Annotated in this window: 6 protein-coding genes; all 6 read right to left on the bottom strand. The window is 51.4% G+C overall.

Annotated features, from left to right (window positions below; translation table 11 throughout):
* Positions 1-131 (bottom strand): GTP-binding protein (locus AYI96_RS17080; RefSeq protein ID WP_260847441.1); only part of this gene is annotated, 131 nt, incomplete at its 3' end.
* A gap of 80 nt (positions 132-211) precedes the next feature.
* Entirely contained in the window at positions 212-2,308 is a 2,097-nt protein-coding gene (gene fusA, locus AYI96_RS17075; protein ID WP_039034637.1) for an elongation factor G, read from the bottom strand.
* A 72-nt stretch (positions 2,309-2,380) separates the two neighbouring features.
* Entirely contained in the window at positions 2,381-2,851 is a 471-nt protein-coding gene (gene rpsG / locus AYI96_RS17070) for a 30S ribosomal protein S7 (RefSeq protein WP_025012041.1), read from the bottom strand.
* 76 nt (positions 2,852-2,927) lie between these two features.
* On the bottom strand, positions 2,928-3,302 hold the full coding sequence (gene rpsL / locus AYI96_RS17065) for a 30S ribosomal protein S12 (RefSeq protein WP_039034652.1): 375 nt from the start codon (positions 3,300-3,302) through the stop codon (positions 2,928-2,930).
* A 178-nt stretch (positions 3,303-3,480) separates the two neighbouring features.
* Positions 3,481-7,692 carry a DNA-directed RNA polymerase subunit beta' gene (gene rpoC / locus AYI96_RS17060; protein WP_039034636.1) on the bottom strand — a complete coding sequence of 1,404 codons (4,212 nt, stop codon included), beginning with the start codon at positions 7,690-7,692 and terminating at the stop codon, positions 3,481-3,483.
* 84 nt (positions 7,693-7,776) lie between these two features.
* Positions 7,777-11,808, bottom strand: coding sequence for a DNA-directed RNA polymerase subunit beta (gene rpoB, locus AYI96_RS17055; RefSeq protein ID WP_071476345.1), 4,032 nt, complete (start codon positions 11,806-11,808; stop codon positions 7,777-7,779).
* Positions 11,809-11,830: the final 22 nt, after the last annotated feature.

The raw sequence follows: 11,830 nt of genomic DNA, 5'->3' as shown, positions 1-11,830 counted from the left end.
GCCTCACCACCGTAAGTCTTAGACAGTACAGTTGAGATAGCAGCAGTCAGAGTGGTTTTACCATGGTCAACGTGACCAATGGTGCCCACGTTAACGTGGGGCTTGGAACGTTCAAATTTAGCTTTAGACACGATATATTCCTTTCTTTTCAGAAGAGTCCGGCTTTGCCGGACACCATCAATCAAAATAACAGTTAATGCCGTTACCTAAATCAGGTACGAGCTTCGATAACTGCTTTAGCAACGTTTTGCGGCGCTTCAGAGTACTTCAAAAACTCCATGGAGTATGAAGCCCGGCCCTGAGTCGCTGAGCGCAAATCTGTTGCATAACCAAACATTTCAGCCAAAGGTACCACAGCTCGAATAATCTTGATACCGGCGACGCCGTCATCCATACCTTCGATAAGACCACGACGACGGTTCAGATCACCTACTACGTCACCCATGTAGTCTTCTGGGGTTGTCACTTCAACCTTCATGCAAGGCTCGAGCAACACAGGGTTAGCTTGCAGCGCCCCCTTCTTGAAGCCCATAGAACCTGCAACTTTGAACGCCATTTCGTTCGAGTCCACATCATGATATGAACCATCGAACAGAGTGACCTTCACGTCCAATACAGGGAAGCCGGCGACAACACCGTTCTTCATCTGTTCTTGGATCCCTTTGTCAACCGCAGGGATGTATTCCCTAGGAACGACACCACCAACGATTTCGTTGACAAACTCATAACCGGCACCCTCTTCACGAGGCTCCAGTTTCAGCCAGACATGACCGAATTGACCACGACCACCAGACTGACGCACAAACTTACCTTCCACTTCCACAGCACTGCGGATAGTTTCACGATAAGCCACCTGAGGTTTACCAACGTTACATTCAACGCTGAACTCACGGCGCATACGGTCGATGATAATGTCCAAGTGTAGCTCACCCATACCTGAAATCAGAGTCTGACCCGACTCCTCATCAGTCTCAACCCGGAAAGAAGGATCTTCCATTGCCAGCTTCTGCAGCGCAATGCCCATCTTTTCCTGGTCGGCTTTGGAACGAGGTTCCACAGCAATGGTAATGACCGGCTCGGGAAATTCCATCCGCTCCAGAATTACCTTATGGTCTGGGTCACACAGGGTGTCACCGGTTGTCACATCTTTCAGGCCGATAGCAGCAGCTATATCACCTGCGCGCACTTCTTTCAGTTCTTTACGGTCGTTGGCGTGCATCTGCACGATACGGCCGATACGCTCACGCTTCTCTTTTACAGAGTTGTAAACGGCTGAACCTGACTCCAGGACACCTGAGTAAACCCGGATAAAGGTCAAAGTACCCACAAATGGGTCTGTTGCGATTTTGAATGCCAACGCAGAGAAAGGTGCATTGTCATCAGAAACACGCTCAACTTCCTGTTCTCTGTCATCGATGCCCTTAATCGCAGGAACATCAACCGGAGCAGGAAGGTATTCAACAACAGCATCGAGAACTGCCTGTACGCCTTTATTTTTAAAGGCACTACCACAGGTAGCCAGCACAATTTCGTTGTTGATAGTACGTTGACGAAGCGCTTTTTTGATCTCTTCTTCTGTGAGCTCACCTTCTTCAAGGTATTTGTCCATCAGCTCATCAGAAGCCTCTGCGGCACTCTCTACCAGGTATTCGCGCATTTCGGTTGCCTTGGCAAGCAAATGCTCTGGGATCTCTTCGTGAGTGAAAGTCAGGCCCTGGTCTTCTTCATTCCAGTTGATGGCTTTCATCTTGATGAGATCGATAACCCCGCTAAAGTTTTCTTCTGCACCAATATTCAATTGAATAGGCACACAAGTTGCACCGAGACGGTTACGGATCTGTCCTACTACGCGATCAAAGTCGGCACCGGCACGGTCCATCTTATTGACGAACACCAGACGGGGGACATGATACTTGTCGGCCTGACGCCATACGGTCTCAGACTGAGGTTCCACACCAGAAGAACCACAAAAGACCACTACAGCACCGTCAAGTACGCGCAGAGAACGCTCTACCTCAATAGTAAAATCGACGTGACCTGGGGTATCGATGATATTGATACGATGCTCAGTAAACTGGGCATCCATACCGCGCCAGAACGTGGTAACAGCCGCTGAGGTAATAGTAATACCCCGCTCCTGCTCCTGAACCATCCAGTCAGTGGTAGACGCACCGTCATGGGTTTCACCCATCTTGTGGTTTACCCCTGTATAGAACAGGACTCGCTCTGTGGTAGTGGTTTTACCTGCGTCAACGTGAGCACAAATACCTATGTTGCGATAACGCTCAATTGGAGTTGTACGAGCCACGATTATACCCTCTTGACTAAGATAAAAATCTTAGCAATGTCAGAGAAAGCGCGGGCAAGCCCGCGCCCGATATTACCAACGGTAATGAGCAAACGCTTTGTTGGCTTCTGCCATACGATGCACGTCTTCGCGCTTCTTAACGGCAGTACCTTTGTTTTCGGAAGCGTCCAGCAGTTCACCTGCCAGGCGCAGAGCCATAGATTTTTCACCACGCTTACGAGCAGCTTCAACCAACCAGCGCATCGCCAGTGCGTTACGACGAACTGGACGAACTTCACATGGAACCTGGTAAGTAGAACCACCAACACGGCGAGACTTAACCTCTACCGCTGGGCGAACGTTTTCCAGGGCTGCTTCAAGGATAACCAGATGCTCTTCGCCTTTCTTATCGGCGACAACATCCAGTGCTTTGTAGATAATTTTTTCAGCAGTCGACTTTTTGCCGTCCTGCATAATGACGTTGATGAACTTAGCCAGCAACTCACTTTGAAACTTTGGATCAGGTAGGATTTTACGTTGTCCTACTACGCGACGTCTTGGCATAACTATTCTCCGTATGCTTCAGGTATTTCCAAAACTGGAATTTATATTTAGCTTGGCCTTACTTAACGGAAAACCATTAAGACTTAGGACGCTTAGCACCGTACTTAGAACGAGCTTGGCGACGTGAAGTCACACCAGCACAGTCCAGGGCGCCACGAACAGTGTGATAACGCACACCAGGTAAGTCTTTAACACGACCACCACGGATCAGGATTACACTGTGTTCCTGCAGGTTGTGGCCTTCACCGCCGATGTACGAAGATACTTCGAAACCGTTGGTCAGACGCACACGAGCTACTTTACGTAGTGCAGAGTTAGGTTTTTTTGGAGTAGTGGTGTACACACGAGTACAAACACCACGCTTTTGTGGGCACGCGTTCAACGCAGGCACGTTAGTCTTTTCGACTTTAGGTGCGCGAGGCTTACGTACCAACTGGTTTACAGTTGCCATGTATAGCTCCGAATCAGTTGATTTCAACTCAACAATAAGGTGTGAAAAATCTAATCCCACAATAGTGGGACGCGGAATTTTAGAAAGGTAAGGCTTGGCTGTCAAGAAATAGCCAACTTTTGCAGCGTATTCCAATGAAAAAGGCGCCTTTCGGCGCCTTTTGTAACATCTATGCTACTTATTCCTGACTGCCAGCCAGGTTCAACAGATCGGCCAGGTTCTGTTCGGCTTCGCTGGCGCTGATGCTAGGTGCTTCAGTCGCTACTTCACCGCGAGCCTGGTTACGGTTGTTGTGGTAAGCATAACCCGTACCAGCCGGGATCAGACGACCTACGATCACGTTCTCTTTCAGACCGCGCAGGTTATCACTCTTACCACCTACTGCCGCTTCGGTCAGTACGCGAGTGGTTTCCTGGAACGAGGCCGCAGAGATGAAGGACTCAGTCGCCAGAGAGGCTTTGGTGATACCCAGCAGTTCACGTTCGAACTTGGCCGGAATCTTGCCCTGCTCTTCCAGTTCGCGGTTAGCGATCTTGACACGGGACACCTCAACCTGCTCCCCTTCGAGGAACTCAGAATCACCGGCTTCAGTGATCAGACACTTACGCAGCATCTGGCGAATGATCACCTCGATGTGCTTGTCGTTAATCTTCACACCCTGCAGACGATATACGTCCTGTACTTCATTCACAATGTAGTTGGCTACGTTGTGGATACCGCGCAAACGCAGAATATCGTGAGCAGACTCTGGACCATCGGCGATCACTTCACCGCGTTCGACTTTTTCACCTTCGAACACGTTCAGGTTACGCCACTTAGGGATCATCTCTTCGTATGGGTTACCGCCCTCGGCAGGAGTAATAACCAGACGACGCTTACCTTTGGTCTCTTTACCGAAGGAGATGGTACCGCTGATCTCAGCCAGAATCGCAGGCTCTTTCGGCTTACGGGCTTCGAACAGGTCAGCAACCCTTGGCAGACCACCGGTAATATCGCGTGTCTTGGACGATTCCTGAGGAATACGAGCCAGTGCATCACCGACGCTGATCTGAGCATTATCTTCCAGGTTTACGATCGCATTGCTGGGCAGGAAGTACTGCGCAGGTACGTCGGTACCAGGAATAGTCAGGTCATTACCGTTTTCATCCACCAAGCGGATCATTGGACGCATTTCTTTGCCGGCGCTTGGGCGCTGGGCCACATCCAATACCACGATGGAAGACAGACCGGTCAGCTCGTCGGTTTGACGCGAGATGGTGACACCGTCAATCATCTGCTCAAACTTCACATAACCCGCCACTTCAGTGATGATTGGGTGAGTATGTGGATCCCAGTTAGCGATGGTCTGGCCAGCGTTAACTTCAGCGCCTTCCAGCGTTTCGAGCACAGTACCGTAAGGCACTTTGTAGCGCTCTTTCTCACGGCCCAGTTCATCGATAATCGCCAGCTCAGACGAGCGCGATACGATAACCAACTTGCCATCGCTGTTCTTAACGAACTTGGCGTTATGCAGCTTCAGGTTACCGGCGTTCTTCACCTGAACGTTGTTTTCTGCAGAAGCCCTGGATGCCGCACCACCGATGTGGAAGGTACGCATCGTCAGCTGTGTACCAGGCTCACCGATTGACTGAGCAGCAACAACACCGATTGCTTCACCTTGGTTGATCAGGTGACCACGGGCCAGGTCGCGACCATAACACTTGGCACAAACACCGAAGTCGGTATCACAGGAGATCACAGAGCGAACTTTAACTTCGTCAACGCTGTACTCTTCCAGCTTGTCACACCATGCCTCATCCAGCAAAGTGTTACGTGGCGCCAGGACTTCGTCGGAACCAGGATAGTAAACATCCTCGGCAACAACACGACCCAGTACGCGCTCACGCAGTGGCTCAACCACGTCACCACCTTCAATCAGCGGTTTCATGATCAGACCTTCGTGAGTACCACAGTCATCTTCGATAACGACCAGATCCTGGGCAACATCCACCAGACGACGAGTCAGGTAACCTGAGTTTGCTGTCTTAAGTGCGGTATCCGCCAGACCCTTACGAGCACCGTGGGTTGAAATAAAGTACTGCAGTACGTTCAGACCTTCACGGAAGTTCGCCACGATGGGCGTTTCGATGATAGAGCCGTCTGGCTTGGCCATCAGACCACGCATACCCGCCAACTGACGGATCTGAGCGGCACTACCACGAGCGCCTGAGTCGGCCATCATGTAGATGCTGTTGAAAGAAGCCTGTTTCTCTTCTTCACCGTCGCGGTTGATAACCACTTCGGAAGACAGGTTTTCCATCATCGCCTTGGAGACTTTCTCGTTGGCGCTGGCCCAGATATCGATAACCTTGTTGTAACGCTCACCGGCAGTTACCAGACCAGACTGGAACTGTTCCTGGATTTCCAGAACTTCGGCTTCTGCGTCGGCAACCAGCTTGTACTTGGCTTCCGGGATTTCCATATCGTTGATACCGACAGAGGCACCTGAGATAGTGGCGTATTGGAAACCTGTGTACATCAGTTGGTCAGCAAAGATAACGGTATCTTTCAGACCCAGCTGACGGTAGCAGGTGTTCAGCAAACGGGAGATCTGCTTCTTGCCCATGTTCTGGTTAACCAGATCAAAAGACATACCGGCTGGCAGGATCAATGACAACAGAGCACGACCTACTGTGGTGTCGACAATGCGACGCTGCTGGGTGCGCTCACCGTTCTCATCGATATGAGTTTCGGTGATACGAACTTTAACCCGGGCGTGCAGCTCGGCGGCACCTGTGCGATAGGCTTTCTCGGCTTCGGCAACAGACTCAAAGGCCATACCTTCACCGCGGCCATTTACGCGCTCACGGCTCATGTAGTACAGACCCAGTACCACGTCCTGAGAAGGAGTGATAACCGGCTCACCGTTGGCAGGTGACAGAATGTTATTGGTTGACATCATCAACGCACGGGCTTCCAGCTGGGCTTCCAGCGTCAGAGGCACGTGTACCGCCATTTGGTCACCGTCGAAGTCGGCGTTATAGGCCGCACACACCAGTGGGTGCAGTTGAATCGCTTTACCTTCGATCAGTACAGGTTCGAACGCCTGGATACCCAAACGGTGCAGTGTTGGTGCACGGTTCAGCATCACAGGGTGTTCGCGGATCACTTCATCCAGTACGTCCCAAACCTCGGCAACTTCACGCTCAACCATCTTCTTGGCGGCTTTGATGGTAGTGGCCAGGCCACGACCTTCCAGCTTGCCGTAAATGAATGGTTTGAACAGTTCCAGCGCCATTTTCTTCGGCAGACCACACTGGTGCAGACGCAGAGTTGGGCCCACGGTAATTACCGAACGGCCTGAGTAGTCAACACGCTTACCCAGCAGGTTCTGACGGAAACGACCTTGCTTACCCTTGATCATATCGGCCAAGGACTTCAGAGGACGCTTGTTGGAACCGGTAATGGCACGACCGCGACGACCGTTATCCAGCAGGGCATCAACAGATTCCTGCAGCATACGCTTTTCGTTGCGAACTATGATATCCGGAGCGGCCAGATCCAGCAGACGCTTCAAACGGTTGTTACGGTTGATCACGCGGCGATACAGATCGTTCAGATCTGAAGTCGCGAAACGACCGCCGTCCAGTGGAACCAGAGGACGCAGATCAGGTGGCAGAACCGGCAGCACCTTGAGGATCATCCACTCTGGCTTGTTGCCTGAATGGTAGAAGGCCTCAACCAGCTTCAAACGCTTGGTGACTTTCTTGCGACGGGTCTCAGAGTTAATAGATGGCAGCTCTTCGCGCATCTGCTCAACTTCTTTCTCCAGATCGATAGCGCGCAGCAGTTCCAGAACCGCTTCGGCACCCATCTTGGCTTCAAACTCGTCACCATACTCTTCCAGCGCATCCAGGTAGGTTTCTTCGGTCAGCATTTGACCGCGCTCCAGGCTGGTCATGCCTGGCTCGATAACCACATAAGATTCGAAGTAGAGTACTCGCTCAATATCACGCAGAGTCATGTCCAGCATCAGACCGATACGGGATGGCAGTGACTTGAGGAACCAGATGTGGGCAACTGGGCTGGCCAGTTCGATGTGGCCCATACGCTCACGACGTACTTTGGTCTGGGTCACTTCAACGCCACACTTCTCACAGATCACACCGCGGTGCTTGAGACGCTTGTACTTACCGCACAGACACTCGTAGTCTTTGACCGGGCCAAAGATACGGGCACAGAACAGGCCTTCACGCTCAGGCTTGAATGTACGGTAGTTGATGGTTTCAGGCTTCTTAACTTCACCAAATGACCAAGAACGGATCAGATCAGGCGACGCCAGGCCGATCTTGATGCCTTCAAATTCTTCAGTCTTGCTTTGCTGTTTCAGAAACTTTAATAAGTCTTTCACGTTTCTCTCCTGAAGGAGTTAAACCCGGTGCCCCGCTCTCGCGGAGCACCAATTCGTTGCCAAACGCAGGCTTTAAACCGCGTCTTACTCTTGATCCAACTCGATGTTGATACCGAGAGAACGGATCTCCTTCAGCAATACGTTGAAGGACTCTGGCATTCCTGGCTGCATCTGATGGTTACCGTCAACGATGTTCTTGTACATCTGAGTACGACCGTTAACGTCATCCGATTTCACTGTGAGCATTTCCTGCAGAGTATACGCAGCACCGTATGCCTCCAGGGCCCACACTTCCATCTCACCGAAACGCTGACCACCGAACTGAGCTTTACCGCCCAGAGGCTGCTGAGTAACCAAGCTGTACGAACCGGTAGAACGGGCGTGCATCTTGTCATCAACCAAGTGGTTCAGTTTGAGCATGTACATGTAACCTACGGTCACAGGACGCTCGAACTGGTTACCGGTACGACCATCAAACAGATTCAGCTGACCAGAAGTCGGCAGACCTGCAAGCTCAAGCATCTGCTTGATCTCTTTCTCTTTGGCACCGTCGAAGGCTGGGGTTGCCGTTGGCAGACCATCCTTCAGGTGTTTGGCCAGACGCAGAACTTCATCATCGGTAAATGAATCGATATCCACGCGCTGCTTCACTTCATCGCCCAGTTCATAGACCTGTTTGATGTAGCCACGCAGTTCGGCCAGCTCACGCTGTTCTTCCAGCATGGCATTGATGCGATTACCAATACCTTTAGCCGCAGCACCCAAGTGAACTTCCAGTACCTGACCTATGTTCATCCGCGAAGGTACACCCAGAGGGTTCAGTACGATGTCGACAGGGTTACCCTGCTCGTCGTATGGCATATCTTCGATAGGACAGATCTTGGAGATCACACCCTTGTTACCGTGACGACCCGCCATCTTGTCACCAGGCTGGATGGTACGCTTAACTGCCAGGTAAACCTTAACGATCTTCAGTACGCCTGGAGCCAGATCATCACCTTGGGTGATCTTGCGACGCTTGATTTCGAACTTCTTGTCAAAGTCGGCTTTCAGCTCTTCGTGCTGTTCAGCCAGCTGTTCCAATTCGGTTTGCTTGGCTTCATCGTCGATAACCTGAACCAATACGTCTTTGCGTGGCAGTTCAGCCAGTTTGGCTTCACTGAAACCAGCGCTCAGCAGCAGGTTACGGGCACGGCTCAGAACACCCTCTTCAAGGATCTTGAATTCTTCTGTCAAGTCCTTACGGGCTTGAGCAATGTGCATCTCTTCGATTTCGATGGCGCGCTTGTCTTTTTCAACACCGTCACGGGTGAAGACTTGCACGTCGATAACGGTACCCTTCACTGAGTTAGGTACACGCAGAGAGCTGTCTTTAACGTCAGACGCTTTCTCACCGAAAATAGCCCGCAGCAGTTTCTCTTCCGGAGTCAGCTGAGTTTCACCCTTAGGCGTTACCTTACCAACCAGAATGTCACCGCCTTTAACTTCGGCGCCGATGTAAACGATACCGGATTCATCCAGCTTGCTCAGTGCAGACTCACCTACGTTAGGGATATCGGCAGTGATCTCTTCGCTACCCAGCTTGGTGTCACGAGCGATACAGGACAGTTCCTGAATGTGGATAGTCGTGAAACGGTCTTCCTGCGCTACGCGCTCGGAAATAAGGATGGAATCCTCAAAGTTGTAACCGTTCCATGGCATGAAGGCCACGCGCATGTTCTGACCCAGAGCCAGGTCGCCCAAGTCGGTTGACGGACCATCGGCCAGCACGTCACCACGCACCACAGGCTCACCTACGCTACAGCATGGACGCTGGTTGATGCAGGTGTTCTGGTTGGAGCGGGTGTACTTGGTCAGGTTGTAGATATCGATACCGGCTTCGCCTGGGCGCAGCTCATCTTCGTTAACCTTAACCACGATGCGGCTGGCATCAACATAGTCGATCACACCGCCACGCTTGGCAGCCACAACCACGCCTGAGTCAACAGCCAGTGTACGTTCAATACCTGTACCCACCAGAGGCTTCTCTGACTTGAGTGTTGGTACTGCCTGACGTTGCATGTTTGCACCCATCAATGCACGGTTAGCGTCGTCGTGCTCAAGGAATGGGATCAAAGATGCCGCCACAGAGATGATCTGCTGTGGAGATACGTCCATATACTGGATATCGGAAGCGCGCATAAAGGTGGATTCACCCTTGTGGCGACAGGCAACCTGCTCTTCCACAATGCGACCTTCGTTGTCGAGCTCGATGTTGGCCTGTGCAATCACATAGCGGCCTTCTTCGATGGCTGACAGATATTCCACTTCATCAGTAACCACACTGTCGATCACCTTGCGGTAAGGTGTTTCCAGGAAGCCGTATGAGTTGGTACGGGCAAAGGTAGACAGTGAGTTGATCAGACCAATGTTTGGACCTTCAGGGGTCTCAATTGGACACAGACGACCATAGTGAGTTGGGTGCACGTCTCGAACTTCGAAGCCGGCACGCTCACGGGTCAGACCGCCAGGACCAAGAGCCGAAATACGGCGCTTGTGAGTCACTTCTGACAGTGGGTTGTTCTGATCCATAAACTGCGACAGCTGAGAAGAACCGAAGAACTCTTTCACTGCTGCAGAGATTGGCTTGGCGTTGATCAGATCCTGAGGCATCAGCTCGTTCAGATCGCCCAGAGACAGACGTTCACGTACTGCGCGCTCAACACGTACCAGACCGACACGGAACTGGTTCTCGGCCATTTCGCCAACGCTACGGATACGACGGTTACCCAGGTGGTCGATATCATCGACTTCATCAAAACCGTTACGGATTTCGATGATCTTCTTCATTACGGCAACTATGTCTTCTTTGGTCAGTACACCGGTACCTTCGTTCTCGTCGATTTCAAGACGACGGTTGAACTTCATCCGGCCCACTTTAGACAGATCATAGCGCTCTTCGCTGAAGAACAGATTCTGGAACAGAGCTTCGGCGGCATCCTTGGTTGGTGGCTCGCCAGGACGCATCATGCGATAGATTTCAACCAGCGCTTCCAAACGGTTGGTGGTTGAGTCAATACGCAGGGTGTCAGAGATGTAAGCACCGTGATCCAGCTCGTTGATGTACAGGGTGCTGACCTCTTTGATACCGGCCAGTGACAGATTGGCCAGGTCTTCCAGGCTGATCTCGTTGTTGGCGGTAACCAGTACTTCACCTGTGTCAGGATCGATATAGTCCTGAGCCGCCACTTTACCAACAATATACTCAACCGGTACTTCCAGTTCAGTGGTGTTGGTTTTTTCCAGTTGGCGGATATGACGGGCAGTGATACGACGGCCCTTCTCTACCAGCACAGTGCCTTCAGAGTCCTTGATGTCATAGCTGGCAGTTTCACCACGCAGACGCTCAGGAACCAGTGTCATGACCAGAGAATCTTTCTTGATCTTGAAGTCAATACGCTCGAAGAAGATGTCGAGGATATCCTGAGTAGAATATTCCAGGGCACGCAGAATGATGCTGGCAGGCAGCTTACGGCGACGGTCAATACGTACAAACAACGCATCTTTAGGGTCGAACTCGAAGTCGAGCCATGAACCGCGGTAAGGAATAATACGCGCGTTATACAGCACTTTACCTGAGGAGTGTGTCTTACCACGGTCGTGGTCGAAGAACACACCTGGGCTACGGTGCAACTGAGATACGATAACACGCTCAGTACCATTGATGACAAAGGTACCGTTTTCAGTCATCAGAGGGATATCCCCCATGTAGACTTCTTGTTCTTTTATATCTTTTACAGTGCCGGCGGCAGCTTCACGATCATACAGCACCATGCGCAGCTTAACGCGCAGTGGAGCGGAGTATGTCACACCGCGGATTTGACACTCTTTCACATCAAAAACAGGCTCGCCCAGCTTATAGCTGACGTACTGCAGTTCTGAATTACCAGAAAAGCTCTTGATGGGAAAAACGCTACGGAAGGCGGCCTCTAGGCCACGCTCACCGGTAGGATCTTGATCGGTGAACTTCTTAAAAGAGTCTAACTGAATAGACAACAAGTAAGGGATGTCCAATACCTGTGGACGCTTACCGAAGTCTTTGCGAATACGCTTCTTTTCAGAATAGGAGTAAACCATGGGTTTCCTCTGCTTGCGAGAT

The organism is Shewanella sp. MSW (genome assembly GCF_007636515.1).
Classification (GTDB): domain Bacteria; phylum Pseudomonadota; class Gammaproteobacteria; order Enterobacterales; family Shewanellaceae; genus Shewanella; species Shewanella indica.
Note: the sequence above shows the minus strand (reverse complement) of the source record. Positions and strands in the feature narration are given on the sequence as shown.

What these genes read in the sequence shown, in the direction of transcription:
- rpsG (WP_025012041.1), bottom strand. Translation starts at nt 2,851, where the DNA reads ATGCCAAGACGTCGCGTAGTAGGACAACGTAAAATCCTACCTGATCCA.
- rpsL (WP_039034652.1), bottom strand. Translation starts at nt 3,302, where the DNA reads ATGGCAACTGTAAACCAGTTGGTACGTAAGCCTCGCGCACCTAAAGTC.
- rpoB (WP_071476345.1), bottom strand. Translation starts at nt 11,808, where the DNA reads ATGGTTTACTCCTATTCTGAAAAGAAGCGTATTCGCAAAGACTTCGGT.